The following is an 18,047-nucleotide window of genomic DNA, read 5'->3' as shown; positions in this document are numbered from 1 at the left end:
GGCGCCACATCGGCCACCTCGTTGCGACGATCGAACCCGGCGAATGCAAAAACTACTTCGCAAACGCCGGATACGCTTCCGTCAAAACGTGAAAGACTCTAGGGAACGACTGAAACGCGGATCTCGTAGATGTCGACCGACTTGCCCTGCTTGTCGAAGTCGGAATTGATGGCGATGGTGCCGGCAGCGCCCGGACGCTTGTCGGGAAAGCGCACGTCGAACAGATATTCGTTGCGCTCGCGACCGACCGCATAGCGCTTGCGGCCGCAGTCGCCGAGTTCGCCGAAATTGCAGTCGACGGAAATCTGCGTCTCCTGGCCCTCCTCGGAGCGTGCGATGATGTCGAATGTGGCATGCTTGCCGGCGATCCTCTCCAGCACGCCTTGCCCGACGTCGAAGCTGATGGCCGAGCCGGATGCACCCGAGCGGATGCGCAGGAAGGAACCGCTTTCGTCCTGGATAACGTCGGCCTTGGCGTCCGACGGTGCATTGACCTGCGTCGGGTCACCCGGCGAAAACACGTTGATCCAGTCGCGCGCCTGGTCCTGCTCGCCCTGCTTCGGCGGCGAAGCGGTGTCGTCCGGCGTGAAATCATCGCCATCGACCGTTGGCGGGGCTTCCGGTGGCGACGTGTCGAGCTCGGTCGCCGATTTGAAGACGCCGGTCTGGTTGGCGAAATAAAGGCCGATGCCGGCGGCTGCGAGCAGCGTCACACCGAAGAAGATCGCGGTCAAAGGCAGGCGCCGCCGCCTCGCCCGCCGGTCGTCGCGGTCGGGCGTCACTTCCGCGTCGTCGATTTCGGCTTCGGTCGCAGCCGAGGCCCCCATGTCGATCACCGGCGCCTCGGGAACAGGCGCGTCGGGCATGATGTCGGGGACGACCGGCAGGACGCGCGACCGGGGCGCGTCGGATTCGGGCGGCTGCGCCGGACCATCAACGACGATGTCAGGCGACGGCGCGGGCTCGGCTTCAGCTTCGGCTTCAGCCGGAGGCTCCACCGCCGGTGCTGCCTCCAAACCGTCGGTCGGCGCGGCGACGTCGGGAACCGCCGGCAGGAATTCCGATTCGATTTCGGTGATCTTCGCCTGGACCGCCTTGCGGCGCTTGATGGCGACTTCCACGGTGACGTTTGGATTGGCCTGCAGGGCACGGTCGAGTGCCGCGAAAGCCGATCGATAGACCCGCTCGCGAAACGCCCGGTCGTCGGCATTGCCTTTCTCGAAGGCATTGCGGATCGCTTTTTCGATCGCGTCCAAGCGAATTCCCTCTGCAATTTCACTCACATTGTCATGATCGTTAGCCGCAGGCGACCAATCAATCAACAAGCGAGCGGCCGCATTCTGCCTTGCAGAGGGGTACAAAACCGATTTCGGCGGTTTTCGGTAAAGGAATCAACATTTTTCGCTGATTTTCCCGCCAAGCGGCGGGCGGCCTACCGGTGCGGCAGCGCGCGACGGCATGCCGGCTCCACGCAGCGGCTTGCCTGCGCCGGGCCTTGGATGAACACGAATTGCCGTCTCGAATTCGCGGCTGCCATCTTGAATTCACGGCTGGTTGCGTTTATCACCCAGCCCATCTTGGAAGCTTGGCTTCCCGGGCCGCTTTAGCTCAGTTGGTAGAGCACATCATTCGTAATGATGGGGTCAGGTGTTCGAGTCACCTAAGCGGCACCACTATTTCCCAAGGCTTTGCGGGTTTTCTAGGGGTAGAGCGAAAAACGCCCTGCCAACATCCTGCCAACAAATCTCGGCGGCGCTTTTCGCCCCTTGCCTCATGTCACCACAGGCTCGCCTCCGTCTTCTTCAATCCAAACGCGTCATCATCAGGATGCGAGCGACCCAGCGCACGATCCCGTCCGTCGGGATCTGAAGGCAAATGAGCGCAAATGAAAACCAATTGAGACACAACTGAAACACATCTGCGCGCAGGCGAAATGCACATGAAACGCATTTGGGGGGATGGTCGAGCCTCGCCAGAAAACCCAAGGAGCGTCGCCGTGACACCAGACCAGATCAGATTTGTCCAGGACAGTTTTCGCGATGTCGTCCCGATACGCGTGGCCGCCGCCGCTTGTTCTACGACCGCCTGTTCGCGATCGACGCGGATCTTCGCGCGCTATTTCCGGTGCGACATGACCAAGCAAGGCACCAAGCTGATGGCGAGCCGGGGCTTCGTCGTGCACGGATTGGACCGCGCCGACACCATTCTCCCGACAGTGCGCGAGCTCGCCAAGCGTCACGTGACCTACGGCGTCGAGGAGATCGTCGGGCAGGCGCTCATCGAGACGCTGGCGGCCGGCCTCGGCACGGCTTTTACGCCGCCGGTCCGAGCGGCCTGGGAGGCGGCCGACGGGTTGCTCGCGAGTGTGATGATCGCGGCTGCCCGCGAGGATCAGCTCGCAGCGTGACCTGCCGAGGTGCAGCCGAAGGCAACAATCCAGCCGAATAATAAATCATAAACAGAGGAGAACACGATGTTAAGACATACAGCCCTTGCAGCGTTTTGCGTGGTGGCAAGTTCCGAATCTGCCGGCGAACTCACGGCCCTGAAGGGTGGGACCATCGATCTCGGCGGCTTTCACGGCGTCGTTTACTATACGGAGACGGATGACAGCTATCGGGTGGTCACCACGATGGCGGCGGGCGAAGAAAGTTCGCCTGTACGCTTTGTAACAACCCTCACCGAGGGCCAGGCGCTCGTGATCTCGGTCCCGGGCGAGTTGGCGGGTCCCGGCCAGGCACTCGAAATCTCGCGCGCCGAAGGCAAGCTCGTTGTCGCGAAGGTGGAGACCACCCAATAAAGGCTGAACATAGAATGATCGGTAATGGGTCGCGTATACGGGTCACGCAAGCGGCCTTTTTGAGGACACTAAAACCCCGGCCTCTCGCGCCGGGGTTTTCGCTTCAGGGAACAGACAAACAACCCTGCCGCCGTTCGGCTGGCAGACGGCTACAATCGCTTGCGCCTGCCAGCTCGGTGGCGGTCAGGCCACCTTTGCCAAGATCTTGGCCATATCTGCCGTGTCGAATGCCCTCAATGTCTGGGTTCTGACGTTGCCTAGCGATGCGATCGATAAGGCAAGTGCGGTGGCAGCGATATCGTCGTCGGCTTCGGCAATCGCCACGACATCATATTGACCAAGCGTCCACAAAAGCGTGTGAACCTTAATCCCGCTCTTGCTGGCCATCGCCTTGAAGGCGTCGGCACGCTTCTGCGTATCCTTGATGCTCTTGATACCTTGGTCTGTGAAATTCGACAGCAATACGAAGTAAGCCATTGGTTCCTCCCATGATGGGGAGTGTGCGGGCGCTCACGGCGCGTCCGCCGTCTCCCGGAACTATGATAGCACGAGCCGGGTGCGCGAACCACAGGCGGCAACCAATGCCCGAGTGGCCGCCGCACCAGTTTTTCACCGATCAGCTGGAGGAGGCGGGGTCGTTTACTGCAGCGACGCCACGGTCTTGAGCGCGCCGTCGAGCATGTCGCCCTTCTCGTCCTTCAGCGCGGCTTCGCGCAGGCGCCGGATCCAGTCGGCGGCGTCCGGACGGCCCTTGAGCAGGTCGAGCGCCGACAGCACCCGGTCGAATTTCGACTGCGCGCGGGCATGAGTGTCGCTGTAGCCCTTGATCAGCCGGCGGCAGTTGAGGATCTCGACGGCCAGCGCATAGTCTTCCCTGACATGGCCGAGCGCCAGCGCGTACCAGCGTTCGATATGCGCAGTCTCGACCTTGTGGCGCAGCAGCCGGCGGCGCCAGCGGCGCAGGCCGCCGATGAACCACAAAGCGGCAAAGCCGGCGAAGCTGTCGGTACGGATGTGGCGGCCGCGGTTGATGCGGCGGTCGAGGAAGGCGGCGAGCTTCGGCCGGTCCTCGATGTAGCTGCCGAGCCCGGCCGGCAGCGTGCCGCAGAATTCCTCAATGCGCGGATGGAAATATTCGGTCACCTGCAGGACCGAGCCCTCCTTGACGCCGACCTCGCGGCGTACGCGTCGGTCGCGGCTCGAGCGCGTCTTCAGGTCGGCGACGCGGATCATGTCGTCGTAGCACATCGCGTTGGCCAGATGCTTAGCGGCGGCGATCGACAGCGCGTAGTCATGGGCAGCACTGTCCAGGACGACCGCCCGGTCGAGCCTGTCGAGATACTCGCCGCCATAAGCGATGTCCTGGTAGTCGACGACTTTTTTCAGGCCGCGAAGCGCCATGTCGCGCGCGGGTGCAGGCAGCGTGGCAACGCGTGCCGCCAATTGTTGCCAGCCCTTCAACAGGCTTTCCGGACCGCTGACTTCTGTCGCCGCGCCCGAGCCGGTTTCAGCGGCCGCCGGCTGTTCAGTTTTGTCGCCCGAAGGCGCACTCGCGATGCCGCGCGCCCGATTATAGGCGGCGCCGAAGGCGGCGAGGCTGGCCTTCACACCGCGGCCGCCGGCACTGACCGCCTGCTCGTAGCTCTCGCGTGTGAACGGCAAGGCATCGGAGCCGGCCAGCGCGCCGAGCAGGCTGGCCGAGATCATCGAGCCGTTGTCGGCGGCGATCTTCTCCATGTCGAAGGCGATGAAGCGCTTGGCCGCGGCTTCCGCCGTGGCATGCACCTTGGAGGACGAGGCGCGACCGTCGCCAGGCTCGATCTTCTCCGAGACCGCGGCAATGCGGTGCGACGAGGCGATCAGCGTCGTGCGCTCGGGCGTGACGAAGCCGCGGATGATGGCGCGGCCGGCCTCCATCAGTTCGGCGGCGATCAATATATCGACATCGCCCTGCGACGGCGACAGCGCGAAGACCGGCAGGCGTCCGGTGTCGCGGCACATCTCGACGTAATAGATGGTGGCGCCGGTGCGCTGGGCGACGCCGGCGACCGAGGTCGATTGCGCGACGTAGCCGTTGCGCTCGGCAACGTCGGTGATCCAGTCGGCCAGCACGCCGCCGCCCTGGCCGCCGACCGCCAGCACGGCAAGCTTGATGACGCGCTCGTCGTCCGGCGCGCCGGCCTTGGAACGGGTTGATGGGACAGCGTCAAGCATCGGCGAATATCAGGCGCCGGCTTTCACGACGCCGCTGCAAGAGGCCGATCGTAGCGCGGCGAGCGGCTTCAAGGAAACGGTCCCAGCGGCTCGGATTGTGCACGACATCGGCGCGGTAGAAGGACGGGCAGAGCACCGCCGCGTCGGCGACCTCGCCGCAATTGCCGCAGCCGACGCAGCTCTGGTCGATATGCGCCACCGGATCGTCGCGTAACGGATCGTCCAGCGACTTCACCGACAGCGACGGGCAGCCGGAAAGCCGCATACAGGCATGGTCGCCGGTGCAGATATCCTCGTCGACACCGAATTTCGGCTTGACGATGCGCGTCCCGCCCTCGATGGCCTTGTCGACCAAGGGCTTTTCGCGGCGCTGCCGATTGAGCATGCATTCGGACGAGGCGACAATGACTTTCGGGCCCTTTTCGTCCGTCGTCAGCGCCTCGCGCAGCGTGGCTTGCATCTTGGTTACGTCGTAGGTGCGGTCGATGTGGCGCAGCCATTTGACGCCCATGCCCTTCACCGCCTCGGTGATCGGGTGCTTGGTCGACTTGGTCTTGTTGCCGGCGCGGGACGACAGGATGTCCTGCCCTCCCGTCGCGGCCGAATAGAAATTGTCGACGATGACTATGACGCCATCGTTCTTGTTGAACACCGCATTGCCGACCGAGGAGGTCAGGCCGTTGTGCCAGAAGCCGCCGTCGCCGACGAAGGAGATCGAGCGGCGCTTGGCATCGGGCGAATTGAACGCCGAAGCCGAGGCCGGCCCCAGCCCGTAGCCCATGGTGGTGGCGCCGAGCTCGAAAGGCGGCATGATCGAGAACAAATGACAGCCAATGTCGGAGGCGATGTGGTGCTTGCCCAACTCCTGCTCGACCAGCTTGGTGGCGGCGAAGATCGGCCGCTCCGGGCAGCCGACGCAGAAGCCGGGCGGACGGCCCGGGACGACGTTGATCAGGTCGGCGGTGTCGAGCCCGTCGCCGATCTTGTTCGGTGCGCGGACTTCGCTCGGCAGCAGATGCGGGATGGTGGCGCGCAGGAACGATCCGATGCCGTCGAGCATCACCTGGCCGGTGTATTCGCCGGCCATAGGCAGATGTTCCTTGCCGACGAGCTTGGTGCCGCGCCCGGCCTTGTGCAGCATCGCGGCAAAGGCCTGCTCGATGTAGTTGGGCTGGCCTTCCTCGACGACGAGCACGGCGTCCTTGCCTTCGCAGAAAGACAGGAATTCGTCATCGACCAGCGGGTATACGGCGTTGAGCACATAGAGCGGCACGTCGGTGTCGCCATAGGTGTCGGCGAGGCCGAGCCGCTGCAGCGCCCGGATGACCGAATTGTACATGCCGCCCTGCATGACGATGCCGACCGAGCCGTGCTCCGGGCCGAAAAACTCGTTGATCCTGTTGGTGCGGATGAAATCCACCGCCGCCGGCCAGCGTTTCTGCACCTTCTCCCTCTCGTGCAGGAAGGACGCGGGCGGCAGCACGATGCGGCCGGTGTCGCGGCGCGGCGCCTCGAGGGCATCGGCGACCGTCATCGCCGGGCGCTTGTTGTCCTTGGCGATGAAATGGCCATGGACGTGGCAGCAGCGGATGCGGACCTGCAACATGACCGGCGTGTTGGAAACTTCGGACAGCTCGAAGCCGTCCTCCACCGCCTTGACGATCGACGGCAGGTTCGGTCGCGGGTCGAGCAGCCAGACCTGGCTTTTCATGGCAAAGGCGTGGCTGCGCTCCTGCATGATCGAGGAGCCTTCGCCATAATCCTCGCCGACGATGATCAGTGCACCGCCGGTGACGCCGCCAGACGCCAGGTTGGCCAGCGCGTCGGAGGCGACATTGGTGCCGACCGTCGACTTGAAGGTCGCCGCACCGCGGATTGGATAATGCACCGACGCGGCCAGCATGGCGGTGGCGGTCGCTTCGGAGGCGCTCGCCTCGAAATGCACGCCGAGTTCGCCCAGGATATCCTGCGCGTCGGCCAGCACGTCCATCAAATGGCTGATCGGCGCGCCCTGATAGCCGCCGACATAGCCGACGCCGCATTGCAGCAGCGCCTTGGTGATGGCGAGAATGCCTTCGCCGGAAAACTCCTCGCCGGCGCCGAGCCTGAGCTTTTCGACTTCCTTGGCAAAAGACCGTTCGGCCATTTTGGGCTCCTTCCGTTGCCGCCCGTGTGGCGGCGCGTAAGATCGTCAGATGTCGTGCTTGCGAATGTTCTTCAGCATCTTCTGCAGCGTCGCGATCAGCGCCGCGTATTCGGCATCGTCGATGTCGTCGAACATAGTCTCGAAAGCGTCGTGCATGGCTGGCCAGGCGCGCGCGAATTCGGCGCGGCCATCGTCGGTCAGGAACACATGGCGGATCCGGCTGTCGGTGACCCCCTGCTCGCGCCGAACAAACCCTTGTCCCTCCAGCGTGTCGAGTGTCCTGCTCAAGGTCGACTGCTCGATGACAGTATAGACCGAGAGATCGTTGACGGTGGCGCCATCGGTGACCGACAATACGGCTAGCGTCCGCACCTGCGGAATGGTCAGGCCCTGCTTGCGGAAATTGTCGCGCAAGGTGGCGTTGTAGCGGCCCATGATGCGGTTCATCAGATAGGGCGCGAATTGCTGCAGGCCGATCTGGCCCAAAGTCGAGATGCGCTGGCGCTTTTCAACCTTCTGTTCCATCACAGACTCCCCGCCAGGAGAAAGCCGGAGCCGCCGCCCAGCCCGGCGCCGGGATGGGTCGAGGCGCCGATGTGGTAGAGTCCCTTGACTCCGGTGGCGTGATTGCGGCTCGTCTTGAACGGCCGCCACAGGAACGACTGGTCAATAGTCGAGGAGCCGCCATAGGGATCGCCGCCGACCAGATTGATGTTCATCGCTTCCAGGTCGGCCGGCGAATAGGCGCGACGTGCGATGACGCTGTCCTTGAATCCTTCGATATGGCTGGCGAGGATCGCTTCGGCACGGTCGGCATAGGCTTCGCGCAGCGCCTCGGTCCAGTGGCCATCCGCAGGCGTCTCGAGCTTGCCGGCCGCATCACCCTTGATATTGCGAGGCGCCTCGGGAAGTTGAAGCCACAGGATCGCCTTGCCGTCTGGACAGCGCGACGGGTCGAGCGCGTGCGGCTGGCCGACGCAGATGGTCGGCACCTCCGGCAGCATGCCGCGCACGGCCTGGTTGCAGGCCTCCGACACCCCGTCGAGCCCTGGCGTCAGATGCAGCAGTGCGACCTTGTCCAGGCCCTCGCCGCGCCATGCCGGCGGCTTGTCCAAGGCATAGTGGATCTGGAAATTGCCCTTGCCGTAGCGGTATTTTTGCGCTGCCTCGACGTCGGCTTTCGGAGCCGCGTCGCCGAGCAGCCGCTCGTAGAGCTGGGTCGGCGTGACCGAGCAGATAACGCTCTTCTTCGCGTTGATCGTTTCGCCCGAAGCCAGCCGCACACCGGTGGCGCGGCCTCCGCTCTGGACGATGGAGGCAACGTCCCCTTCGGTGCGGATCACACCGCCGCGCTCCTTGATCAGCGCTTCGAACGCGGACAGCAGGTTCTTGGCGCCGCCCTTGACAACCGGCGCGCCGGCGGCTTCGAGTGCAAAGGCGATAACCCTAGCGATCTGGCCCGAAAACGCATCTTCGGGCCCGAGGCCGGCATGCAGCACCCAGGGGGCCCAGAGCGCGCGCATGATTTCCGACTGGTAGGTGCTTTCCAGCCAACCGCGCGCCGGCACCAACGCGCTGCCGAGAAAGGCGGCAAGGCCACGCGGCCCGCGCCGCCACGCTTCGCCCGCCAGCAGCCTGGCCGTTGGGTAGGACCACAGGTTGCCACCGAGCAGCCCGAACAGCAGACCGGCGTTGCGCTCGATCTCGCCGACATCGCTGCCGTGCCGGTCGCCGTCACCCGCGGCGATTGCATTGATCGCCGCTACATTGGCGGTACGGTCGGTGCGCAGGGCGGCATGGCTGCCGTCCGGGCGCAGCACGCCGGTCGGCGTGGAGGTGTTGCAAAACTCCAGGCCGTGCCGCGCCAGATCCTTGCCCAGCGCCGCATAGGCCGGTGAGGTGATGAACAGGACGAAGGTCGTCGCCATCACGTCGTGGATGAAGCCGGGCGCTGTGATTTCTTCGGTGCGCATGCAGCCGCCGATGCGGTCGTTGCGCTCGAGCACCAGCACCTTCGCCCCCTTGCCGCCAAGCATCGCCGCGCAAACCAGCGCGTTGATGCCGCTGCCGACGATGATGTGATCGGGAGCGCTCATCGACGATTGCTCCCGGTGAGCGGAAGGTGGAATTCATTTGCGCGGGCTGGCGTTCCTGCGCGCCCCCCTCTGTCCTGCCGGACATCTCCCCCTCTAGGGGGGAGATTAGCGGCTTCGGCGCTCCGCTCATTCCTACGACGTTGAAGATTGGCGAAGGCAGTATCGACGGCCGATCTCCCCCCTAGAGGGGGAGATGTCCGGCAGGACAGAGGGGGGCGCCGTAGAGCGGCAGCCTTGCCAAGCTGCCACCCTCTACCCATCATCACGATATTGCCTGCGCACATGATCTTCTCCCGAAGACCGCAGCTACCCTATTGCCTTGGCACCAACGCCAACGCGCGGATCGGGCTGCCGGTACCGTGCTCGATCTTGAGCGGCGCCGCGATCAGGATCGCGCCCTTCGGCGGCAGCCGGTCGAGGTTGCAAAGGCTGGCGAGACCGTAGCGGTTGGCCTTGTGCATCAGGCTGTGCGCCGGGAATGGCGGCTCCATGCCGCCGGCCTTGCCGGCATCGGTGCCGATCGTCTCGCTGCCCCAGCCCTTGATGTCCTTGCCGATCAGATACTGGATGGCTTCCGCGGTCGGGCCGGGCGTGTGCGGACCGGTCTCATTGGCGTTGAGGAACTCGGCTTCCGAGCCGTTGCGCTTATACCAGTCGGTGCGCATCACCACCCACTCGCCCGCGTTGATAGCGCCATGTTCGGCTTCCCATGCCTCGATGTGATCGACGGTGAGCAGGAAATCGTGATCGGCTGCCGCTTGCTTCGAACAGTCGATGACGTTGACCGGACCGACGAAGTTCTGCGCCGGAATGGTGTCGGTAGCACCGTCCGGATAATCCTTGCCGGTGATCCAGTGGTTGGGCGCGTCGAAATGCGTGCCCGAATGCTCGCCGAGCTTGAGCCAGTTCCACGCCCACCACGGGCCATTCTTGTCATAGGCGGAGATGGCGTGGATCTCGATCTTCGGCGTGTCCACCGCGAGTTCCGGCGGCAGCTTGATCAGCGGCGTGTCCGGCCCGAGCGGCGCCGTCAGGTCGACCACCTGGATGGCGCCGGAAAGAAGCTGGCCGGCAACTTCGCCGAGGAGTTGTTGTGTGTCCATGGTCTCTGTTCCCTCTTTCTCGATGGTGCTGAAGGCTCTCGCGGCCCTTAATATCCTACTAGACGAAAACATATGCATCTGCAATTATCTTTAAGCATAAAGGAAATGGGACGGGGCGTGAGCGAGTTCGACGCCATATTTGTCGGGGCAGGCCACAACAGTCTGGCATGCGCCGCGCATCTGGCGCTCAAAGGTTGGAAAACTGCGGTTTTCGAACGCAACGCAACGATCGGCGGCGCCGTCCAGACGCGCGAATTCACGCTGCCGGGCTTCCGGCACGATTTCGGTGCGATGAATGTGAGCCTGTTCGCTGGTTCGGGCTTCCACAAGAAATATGCAAATGAATTGAAAACCCACGGGCTGGAATTCGTGCCGGCGGCCGACTGTTTTGCCAGCGCCTTCCCCGACGGTCGCTGGTTCGGCGTCAGCAGCGACCTGGAAAAGACCACTGGACGGATAGCCGCTTTTTCCGAGGCCGACGCACAGACATGGCGTGGTCTGGTTGCGGCATTCCCGACGCAAGCCGAGCATCTGTTCCGGCTGCTGGGCTCGCCGATGAGCGGCCGAGCACTCGTCGGCACCGCCTGGAACCTGTGGCGCAAGCAGGGTTTTGCTGGCGCGCTCGATACCGGGCGGTTGCTGCTTTCCTCACCCCGCGCGTGGCTCGAGGAGACTTTCCAGTCACCGCATGTCAGGGCGACGCTCGCCACCTGGGGCATGCATCTCGACTTTGCCCCCGATATCGCCGGCGGCGCGGTGTTCCCTTACCTCGAATCCATGGCCAACCAGTGCTTCGGCATGGTGCTCGGCAAGGGCGGCGCCGACACCATCATCCGCGCTTTGTCGGGCATGCTCACGGCCGCCGGCGGCAAGATCGTCACTGGGGCTGACGTCGCCGAAATCACGGTGTCCGCCGGCAAGGCGACCGGCGTGCGCCTTGCTTCAGGCGAGACCCACACCGCCACCAAGGCTGTTATCGCCGGTGTCGCGCCAAAGGCGCTGGCGGGCGAACTGTTGCCGAACGGTTCCGGCGACGCCGGTTTCGACACGGCCATGAAAAACTTTCGCCATGCGCCGGGGACGATGATGATCCATCTGGCGCTCGACGATCTGCCGGACTGGCGCGCCGGCGCCGAGCTTCGGCAGTTCGCCTATGTGCACCTTTCGTCGTCGCTCGACGCCATGTCGCGGACCTACCAGCAGGCGATGGCAGGCATGCTGCCGGATGAACCGGTGCTGGTCGTCGGTCAGCCGACGGCGGTGGACGCATCGCGCGCGCCCGACGGCAAGCACGTGCTTTGGGTGCAGGTGCGCATGCTGCCGGCCGAGATTGTGGGCGATGCGGCGGGCACTATCGCGGCGGCTCACTGGGACGAGGTCAAGGAGCACTACGCCGAGCGCGTCCTCGACATTATCGAGCGCTATGCGCCCGGCCTTCGCCGGAGGATCCTCGGCCGCGCCGTGTTCTCGCCCATCGACCTCGAAGGCGAGAACCCGAACCTTGTCGGCGGCGACCAGATCTGCGGCAGCCATCATCTGGCGCAGAATTTCCTGTTCCGGCCGGCGCGCGGTTACGCCGGCTGGAACACGCCGGTCAGCAATCTGCACGTGACCGGGGCGGCAACATGGCCCGGCGCCGGCACCGGGGGCGGCGTCGGGCTTCATGCTCGCGCAACAACTTGGCGGGAGGTAAAGCCGTAATTTTCAACTAGGGTGAAGGAGGACAAGGCGCGGTTGCCCAAGGAGCCTGAGCCCACCGATTGACAACGACACCGCGCATAAAAGCAACAGGGGAACGACCATGACAATCAACAGACGAGAATTGCTCGGATATGGCGCGGCCGCACTTGGCGCCACGGCGCTCGGTCTGCCGCAACAGGCCAAGGCAGCCGGCGAACTGACCATCGCCTACAATGTCAACCTGCCGTCCTGGGACCCGACCACCGGGCCTTCGGCAGTCAACCCGACCATCCAGGGCCTATACCAATCGGTGTTCGACCAGTTCATCCCGCAGAAGCCGGATCTGTCCTTTGCGCCGGGCCTGCTCACCGAATGGGGCTGGAACGAAGATCGCAGCAAGATCATGATGACGGTGCGCGAGGGCGTCACCTGGCATGACGGCTCGCCATTCACGGCCGAAGACGTGGTCTGGTCGCTGCAGCGGGCGGGCGACGAGAAGACCGGCAACCCGATCCAGTTCGTCTGGAAGAACGTCAACAACTTCAAGATCGACGGGAACAAGATCACCGGCGACGTCGTGCAATTCGACCCGGTGTATTTCAAGTGGATGTCGTTCCTCACCGGCTACATCATGCCGAAGGCCTATTACGAGAAGGTCGGCGCCGAGGGTTTTGAGAAAGCCCCGATCGGTACCGGGCCCTATATGGTCGACAAATTCGAGCGCAACGCCTTCCTGCGGCTCAAGGCCAACCCTAACTACTGGGGCGGCAAGCCGGCCTTCGAAAACGTAACCATCAAGTTCGTCACCGATGCGGCGAGCCGCGTCGCCGAGATCGAGTCCGGTTCCTCGCAGGTGACGCTGGAAATCCCTTATGAGGAATATGACCGCCTGATCGCCAAGGACGGACTTGCCGGCTCATGCAAGAACGTTTCCGACATCGGCATGATCTTCTTCAACGACATCGACGTGATGCTGGACAAGAACGTGCGCCAGGCGGCGGTGATGGCGGTCGACAAGAAGCTGCTGGTCGATCGGTTGCTGCGCGGCTACGGCCAGCCGATCGGTACGCTGGAGACGCCGGAATACGCCGCCTACGATGCGTCGATCAAGGTCGAGCACAACCTGGAAAAGGCCAAGGAATTGCTGGCCGCATCCGGCTATTCGCCGGAAAAGCCAGTCAAGTTCACGATACAGACGACCAAGGGCTTCAAGCCCAAGGACTACGAGATGATCCAGGCGATCGTCGGCATGTGGCGCAAGGTCGGCATCGAGGCAACGATCGAGGTCTACGAGATCGCCAAGCACTATGAGTTGCGCGCCGCCGACAAGCTGGCGCCGGCGGCCTTCTACAATTGGGGCAACGCCATCGGTGATCCCACGACGTCGACCGGCTTCGCCATGTACGGCCCAAGTCCGCATTCGGTGTGGGACAGTCAGGATCTGATCGACATGATCAACCCGCTATGGGGCGAGAAGGACGAGGCCAAGCGCATTGCCGGCTGGAAGGCCGTCGACAAATACATCGCCGAACAGGCCTATGTGCTGCCGCTGATCCAGTATGCGCAACCGATCGTGCATGCCAAGGGCGTAAACGTCGTGCAGCATGTGTCCGGCGCGCTTCTGCCGGCGCTGATGAGCCCGGCCTGAGACAGTCTTTGGCTTGCCGCGCGCCGTCCGGAATGACGGCGCGCATTTTCCGCCACGGGCGACCATGCTGCTGCAAAGATTCCTGATCCGTCTTCTGACGATGGCGATCACGCTGTTCGGCGTGGCCGTCGTCGTCTTCATCGTCATCCGCGTCGCGCCGGGCGATCCGATCGCGATGATGCTGCCGCCCGGCGCCACCGATGCCGACATCGCGCGGCTACGCGCGCTTTACGGGCTCGACAAGACCATCGTCCAGCAGTTCTTCATCTGGCTGGCCGGTGTCGTCAGGGGTGATTTCGGCACTTCGATCTCACTGCGACAGGACGTGCTTGGGCTGGTCTTCACTCGCCTCCCGGCGACACTGGAACTCGCCATCGTCGCGCTTGTGATGGCGCTGGCGATCGGCGGCACGACGGCGATCCTCGGCGCGCGCGAGCGCGGCACCGCGGTCGAGGCCGGAATCGACATTGCCAGCGGTGCGGCGCTCTCGATTCCCGATTTCCTGTGGGGCCTGGTACTGATTCTTCTGTTCGGCGTGCTGGTGCCTATCTTCGACATTTCTGGCCGGGTGTCGCCGCAGCTCGACCTGCCCTTCGTCACGCAATTCTATCTGTTCGAAAGCATCGTACGGCTGCGCTTCGACCTGACCAGGGACCTGCTGGCACACATGCTGATGCCGGCGATTGCGCTGGCGCTGCCGCTGGCCGCGATCATCTCGCAGTTGCTGAAACAGTCGCTGAAAGAAGTGCTCGACCTCGACTATGTCGTGCTGGCGCGGGTAAAGGGCTTTTCGGAAACGCAGGTCATCCTGCGCGAGGCGCTAAAGAACGCGGCGCTGCCGACGCTGACGCTGGTCGGCGTGCAGTTCACCTTCCTGATCGGCGGCACGGTCATCGTCGAACGGCTGTTTTCCTATGAAGGCCTCGGCAATATGGCGATCGACGCCGTCATCAATCGCGACCTGCCGCTGATCCAGGGCATCGTGCTGGTGTTCGCGCTGCTGTTCGTGCTGATCAACCTTGCCGTCGACATGATGTACGCCCTGCTCAATCCGAGGCTGCGCCATGGATGAGGCCCGCATTTCAAGACATGGCTCGCGCGCCCGCCTATGGCTGGCCGGCGGCTGGCTGCTGATTGCGCTGCTGGCCGCAATTTTCGCGCCGCTGGTCGCACCGCAGGACCCGCTGGCGCAGGATTTGATGCTGGAGCGCCTGCCGCCGTTCTGGCTGACCGGTGCCGAGCCCGGCTACTGGCTCGGCACCGACAGCCTCGGCCGCGATCTCCTGTCACGGCTGATCTTCGGTGCCCGCATCGCCTTCATCGTCGCTTTCGCGGCAGCCCTTGCCGCCTGCCTGGTCGGCTCGACGCTCGGCCTGATCGCCGGCTATTTCGGCGGCTGGGCCGACCGCATCATCTCGCGCGTTGTCGATGTCTGGATGGCGTTTCCGCCGGTGCTGTTTGCCATCCTTTTGGTTGCCGTGCTTGGCACCGGCTTGAGCTCCGTCATCATTGCCATCGCCGTCATCGACTGGACGCGCTTCTGCCGGGTGATCCGCGCCGAGACCATGGGCCAATCGCGCATGGATTATGTCGAGAACGCCCGCATCGCCGGCTATGGCCGCATCGGCATCATGCTGCGCGAAGTGCTGCCCAATGTGGTGCCGTCGATCGTCGCGCTGCTGTCGCTGGAGATGGGCATTGCCGTCATCGTCGAGGCGATCCTGTCCTTCGTCAATCTGTCGATCTCGACCGACGACCCGACCTGGGGCGGCATCATCGCCGAGGGCCGCCTGTCGATCCATCAGGCCTGGTGGGTGCTGGTGTTCCCGCTGGTCACCCTGATCCTGACGGTGCTGTCGTTCAGCCAGTTCGGCGAAGGTCTCAGGGCACGTTTCGATCCGGTGCTGCGATGAACGCGCCTGCGAAATCCTGCCTCGACATACGCAGCCTTAGCGCGGTGCTGCCTAATGGCTTGCGCGTGCTGCGCTCGGTGTCGCTCGCCGTCGAGCCCGGAGAAGTCCGCGCGCTGGTCGGCGAGAGCGGCGCCGGCAAGACGATGATCGGCAAGGCCGTGCTCGGCGTGCTGCCGCCGAGCGTGCGCATCGTCGAAGGCGATATGCTGCTCGAGGGCGAGGACCTCGGCCGGCTCCAGCCCAGGGCACGGCGCACGCTGATCGGCGCGCGCACCGCGCTGATCCCGCAGGACCCGCTGACGGCGCTCAATCCGTCACGGCGCATCGGCCCGCAGATGACCGACCGCCTGGTGCGCATCCTCGGCTGGAGCGGCGAGAAGGCCGATGCACGCATCCGCCAATTGCTGGACGAGGTGCAGATCCGCGACCCCGAGCGTGTCCTCAAATGCTATCCGCACGAGCTGTCCGGCGGCATGCGCCAGCGCGTGCTGATCGCCGCGGCGTTCGCAGCCGAACCAAGGCTGATCGTCGCCGACGAGCCGACCACGGCGCTCGATGTGACCGTGCAGAAGCAGATCTTGCGGCTGATCGCGCAATTGCAGCGCGAGCATGGCACGGCGATCCTGTTCGTCACCCACGATCTCGGCGTCGTCGCCAAGATCAGCCAGAAAGTTTCCGTGCTCTATGCCGGCAAGGTGGTGGAGGAGGCCGAGACGGCAGCGCTCTTCGCTTCACCGCAGCATCCTTATACGCGGGCACTGATGGCGGCGACGCCGCGCTACACCGATCCATTCGCGTCGCTGAAGCCGGTCGACGATAAGGTACTGGCCGGACTGGCCGCGGAGATCGCCGCCTCCGACCAGGCCTGGAGGCCGCCGCATGGCTGAGCCGCTGTTTTCCGTGCGCGGGTTGAAGGTTGCATTGCCCGATATGACGCGCAAGCCGCTGATCGGCCGCGCGCCGCTGGCCGAGATCCTGAAAGGCCTCGATTTCGACCTGCCAAGGGGATCGGTGACCGGCATCGTCGGCGAATCCGGCTCCGGCAAATCGACGCTTGGCCGCGCGCTGGTGCGGCTTTTGGAGCCGAGCGCCGGCACCGTCACCTTCGACGGCCGCGACATCACGCATCTGCCTGAGGCGGAGCTCCGGCCGCTGCGCCGCAATCTGCAGATGATCTTCCAGGATCCGATGTCGTCGCTCAATCCGCGCCGCACCATCTTCAGCATCATCGCAGCCCCGCTCAAGCAGAACGGGTTTGGCGACAACCTCAGGGACCGTGTCGCGGAGGCGCTGCAGCGCGTCGGCCTGCCGCAGAGCTTTGCCAGCCGCTACCGCCACGAACTGTCGGGCGGCCAGCGCCAGCGCGTCGGCATTGCCCGGGCGCTGGCGCTGTCGCCGAAATTCGTGCTGGCCGACGAAATCGTCTCCGGCCTCGACGTGTCGACGCAGGCGCAGATCCTGACGCTGCTGGAAAAACTCGCCGCGGAAATGGGCCTGACCGTTGCCTTCATCAGCCATGATCTTTCTGTCATTCGGCGGCTGTGCCGGCAAGTGATCGTCATGCGCGAAGGCGCGATCGTCGAAGCCAGCGCTACGGATACTTTGTTCGAGAAGCCGCAGCAGGCTTACACGCGCGACCTCCTCGCCGCCATTCCGCTGCCCGAGATCGATGACGCTTGGTTGCTGCCCGCCGCAAAGGCGCCGGCATGAAACACAGTCCTATTCGCACGCCGAAGAGCGGGCCTCGGGCGTGCGTCGACAAGTCAGCTCACGAAACGGAGGAGAACTGGAATGAAATACGCAGTCAGAAATGCAATGCTTGCGGCCGCTCTGCTCGGCTCGATGGGAGCAGCCTCGGCTGATTCGATACCCGGCATGCGTGGCCACGACCACACCGGCGTCACCGTCCCCGACATGCAGCAGGCCGTCGGTTTCTTTACCGAGGTGGTCGGCTGCAAGAAGGCGATGTCGTTCGGCCCGTTCGCCGACGACAAGGGCACGTTCATGCAGGATCTGCTGGGCGTCGATCCCAAGGCGGTGATCGAGGAGATCACCCTGGTCCGCTGCGGACACGGGTCGAACATCGAGCTGTTCAAATACACAGCGCCGGACCAGAAGGACCTGACGCCGCGCAACAGCGACATAGGCGGCTTCCATATCGCCTTCTATGTCGACGACATCGCCGCCGCAAAAGCCTATCTTGACGGCAAGGGCGTCAAGACGCGAATGGGGCCGCTGCCGGTTACCGAAGGCCCGGCCGCCGGCCAGACCATCCTCTACTTCCAGGCGCCCTGGGGCTTGCAGTTGGAAGCGATCAGCTATCCCAATGGCATGGCCTATGAAAAAGATGCGGAGACGGTGCTGTGGAGCCCGAAGAACCCGGAAAAATAGCCCGGGACGTCCTTGGCCTGCGCAAGCCGACTGCCGGCGAGCTGGGTTTCTGAGGC

The 18,047-nt window shown here is 64.1% G+C and carries 15 protein-coding genes, 1 tRNA gene and 1 pseudogene; 10 read left to right on the top strand and 7 right to left on the bottom strand.

The genetic code is table 11. From position 1 onward, the window contains the following. Positions 1–98: 98 nt before the first annotated feature. On the bottom strand, positions 99–1,256 hold the full coding sequence (locus NKH13_RS33275; protein ID WP_352721741.1) for a hypothetical protein: 1,158 nt from the start codon (positions 1,254–1,256) through the stop codon (positions 99–101). A 341-nt stretch (positions 1,257–1,597) separates the two neighbouring features. Here NKH13_RS33275 and NKH13_RS33270 point away from each other — a divergent pair. The 3 genes from NKH13_RS33270 to NKH13_RS33260 all read left to right on the top strand — a co-directional run bounded on the left by NKH13_RS33270 (position 1,598) and on the right by NKH13_RS33260 (position 2,800). After that, positions 1,598–1,673 (top strand) — tRNA-Thr (locus NKH13_RS33270). Between the two features lie 323 nt (positions 1,674–1,996). Next, positions 1,997–2,407 carry a globin domain-containing protein gene (locus tag NKH13_RS33265; protein WP_502908445.1) on the top strand — a complete coding sequence of 137 codons (411 nt, stop codon included), beginning with the start codon at positions 1,997–1,999 and terminating at the stop codon, positions 2,405–2,407. 66 nt (positions 2,408–2,473) lie between these two features. Then, positions 2,474–2,800 (top strand): hypothetical protein, encoded by a 327-nt coding sequence (locus NKH13_RS33260; RefSeq protein WP_352721742.1) that lies wholly within the window; start codon positions 2,474–2,476, stop codon positions 2,798–2,800. A gap of 183 nt (positions 2,801–2,983) precedes the next feature. Here NKH13_RS33260 and NKH13_RS33255 read toward each other — a convergent pair whose 3' ends face one another. The 6 genes from NKH13_RS33255 to NKH13_RS33230 form a co-directional block, all read right to left on the bottom strand. Beyond that, entirely contained in the window at positions 2,984–3,277 is a 294-nt protein-coding gene (locus NKH13_RS33255; RefSeq protein WP_352721744.1) for a GYD domain-containing protein, read from the bottom strand. 162 nt (positions 3,278–3,439) lie between these two features. Continuing rightward, positions 3,440–5,014, bottom strand: coding sequence for an indolepyruvate oxidoreductase subunit beta family protein (locus NKH13_RS33250; protein WP_352917064.1), 1,575 nt, complete (start codon positions 5,012–5,014; stop codon positions 3,440–3,442). Then, positions 5,007–7,160, bottom strand: a complete 2,154-nt coding sequence (locus NKH13_RS33245) for a thiamine pyrophosphate-dependent enzyme (protein WP_352721747.1) — start codon at positions 7,158–7,160, stop codon at positions 5,007–5,009. The genes NKH13_RS33250 and NKH13_RS33245 overlap by 8 nt, the downstream gene beginning before the upstream one ends. A 45-nt stretch (positions 7,161–7,205) precedes the next feature. Continuing rightward, complete coding sequence (locus NKH13_RS33240) at positions 7,206–7,685, bottom strand: MarR family winged helix-turn-helix transcriptional regulator (RefSeq protein WP_352721748.1); 480 nt, start codon at positions 7,683–7,685, stop codon at positions 7,206–7,208. Next, positions 7,685–9,256: a phytoene desaturase family protein gene (locus NKH13_RS33235; protein ID WP_352721750.1), complete on the bottom strand. Its 1,572-nt coding sequence runs from the start codon at positions 9,254–9,256 to the stop codon at positions 7,685–7,687. Before NKH13_RS33235 ends, NKH13_RS33240 begins: the two co-directional genes overlap by 1 nt. A gap of 311 nt (positions 9,257–9,567) precedes the next feature. Next, positions 9,568–10,359: a cyclase family protein gene (locus NKH13_RS33230; protein WP_352721751.1), complete on the bottom strand. Its 792-nt coding sequence runs from the start codon at positions 10,357–10,359 to the stop codon at positions 9,568–9,570. Between the two features lie 117 nt (positions 10,360–10,476). On the opposite strand from NKH13_RS33230, the pseudogene NKH13_RS33225 reads away from it, so the two are divergent. The 7 genes and pseudogenes from NKH13_RS33225 (at position 10,477) to NKH13_RS33195 (ending at position 17,991) form a co-directional block, all read left to right on the top strand. Then, positions 10,477–12,052 (top strand): annotated as a pseudogene (locus NKH13_RS33225) (phytoene desaturase family protein). Between the two features lie 108 nt (positions 12,053–12,160). After that, the gene (locus NKH13_RS33220) at positions 12,161–13,687 is read left to right on the top strand and encodes an ABC transporter substrate-binding protein (protein ID WP_352917061.1); all 1,527 of its coding nucleotides are present in this window, start codon (positions 12,161–12,163) and stop codon (positions 13,685–13,687) included. A gap of 64 nt (positions 13,688–13,751) precedes the next feature. Next, entirely contained in the window at positions 13,752–14,759 is a 1,008-nt protein-coding gene (locus tag NKH13_RS33215; RefSeq protein WP_352721754.1) for an ABC transporter permease, read from the top strand. Further along, positions 14,752–15,600, top strand: a complete 849-nt coding sequence (locus NKH13_RS33210; RefSeq protein ID WP_352917059.1) for an ABC transporter permease — start codon at positions 14,752–14,754, stop codon at positions 15,598–15,600. The genes NKH13_RS33215 and NKH13_RS33210 overlap by 8 nt, the downstream gene beginning before the upstream one ends. Next, on the top strand, positions 15,597–16,487 hold the full coding sequence (locus NKH13_RS33205) for an ABC transporter ATP-binding protein (RefSeq protein ID WP_352721758.1): 891 nt from the start codon (positions 15,597–15,599) through the stop codon (positions 16,485–16,487). The genes NKH13_RS33210 and NKH13_RS33205 overlap by 4 nt, the downstream gene beginning before the upstream one ends. Then, on the top strand, positions 16,480–17,310 hold the full coding sequence (locus tag NKH13_RS33200) for an ATP-binding cassette domain-containing protein (protein WP_352721760.1): 831 nt from the start codon (positions 16,480–16,482) through the stop codon (positions 17,308–17,310). The genes NKH13_RS33205 and NKH13_RS33200 overlap by 8 nt, the downstream gene beginning before the upstream one ends. Positions 17,311–17,391: 81 nt before the next feature. Further along, positions 17,392–17,991 carry a VOC family protein gene (locus tag NKH13_RS33195; RefSeq protein WP_352721762.1) on the top strand — a complete coding sequence of 200 codons (600 nt, stop codon included), beginning with the start codon at positions 17,392–17,394 and terminating at the stop codon, positions 17,989–17,991. Positions 17,992–18,047: the final 56 nt, after the last annotated feature.

Origin of the sequence: Mesorhizobium sp. M1348, from assembly GCF_040317925.1 — a bacterium.
Lineage (GTDB): Bacteria > Pseudomonadota > Alphaproteobacteria > Rhizobiales > Rhizobiaceae > Mesorhizobium.
This window is presented reverse-complemented; position numbering and strand designations above follow the sequence as displayed.

Bases quoted from the DNA above. Each gene is read 5' to 3' on its own strand.
- NKH13_RS33195 (WP_352721762.1), top strand. From the start codon at position 17,392: ATGAAATACGCAGTCAGAAATGCAATGCTTGCGGCCGCTCTGCTCGGC.
- NKH13_RS33215 (WP_352721754.1), top strand. From the start codon at position 13,752: ATGCTGCTGCAAAGATTCCTGATCCGTCTTCTGACGATGGCGATCACG.
- NKH13_RS33260 (WP_352721742.1), top strand. From the start codon at position 2,474: ATGTTAAGACATACAGCCCTTGCAGCGTTTTGCGTGGTGGCAAGTTCC.
- NKH13_RS33220 (WP_352917061.1), top strand. From the start codon at position 12,161: ATGACAATCAACAGACGAGAATTGCTCGGATATGGCGCGGCCGCACTT.
- NKH13_RS33200 (WP_352721760.1), top strand. From the start codon at position 16,480: ATGGCTGAGCCGCTGTTTTCCGTGCGCGGGTTGAAGGTTGCATTGCCC.
- NKH13_RS33250 (WP_352917064.1), bottom strand. From the start codon at position 5,014: ATGCTTGACGCTGTCCCATCAACCCGTTCCAAGGCCGGCGCGCCGGAC.
- NKH13_RS33245 (WP_352721747.1), bottom strand. From the start codon at position 7,160: ATGGCCGAACGGTCTTTTGCCAAGGAAGTCGAAAAGCTCAGGCTCGGC.
- NKH13_RS33230 (WP_352721751.1), bottom strand. From the start codon at position 10,359: ATGGACACACAACAACTCCTCGGCGAAGTTGCCGGCCAGCTTCTTTCC.
- NKH13_RS33205 (WP_352721758.1), top strand. From the start codon at position 15,597: ATGAACGCGCCTGCGAAATCCTGCCTCGACATACGCAGCCTTAGCGCG.
- NKH13_RS33210 (WP_352917059.1), top strand. From the start codon at position 14,752: ATGGATGAGGCCCGCATTTCAAGACATGGCTCGCGCGCCCGCCTATGG.
- NKH13_RS33235 (WP_352721750.1), bottom strand. From the start codon at position 9,256: ATGAGCGCTCCCGATCACATCATCGTCGGCAGCGGCATCAACGCGCTG.
- NKH13_RS33240 (WP_352721748.1), bottom strand. From the start codon at position 7,685: ATGGAACAGAAGGTTGAAAAGCGCCAGCGCATCTCGACTTTGGGCCAG.
- NKH13_RS33255 (WP_352721744.1), bottom strand. From the start codon at position 3,277: ATGGCTTACTTCGTATTGCTGTCGAATTTCACAGACCAAGGTATCAAG.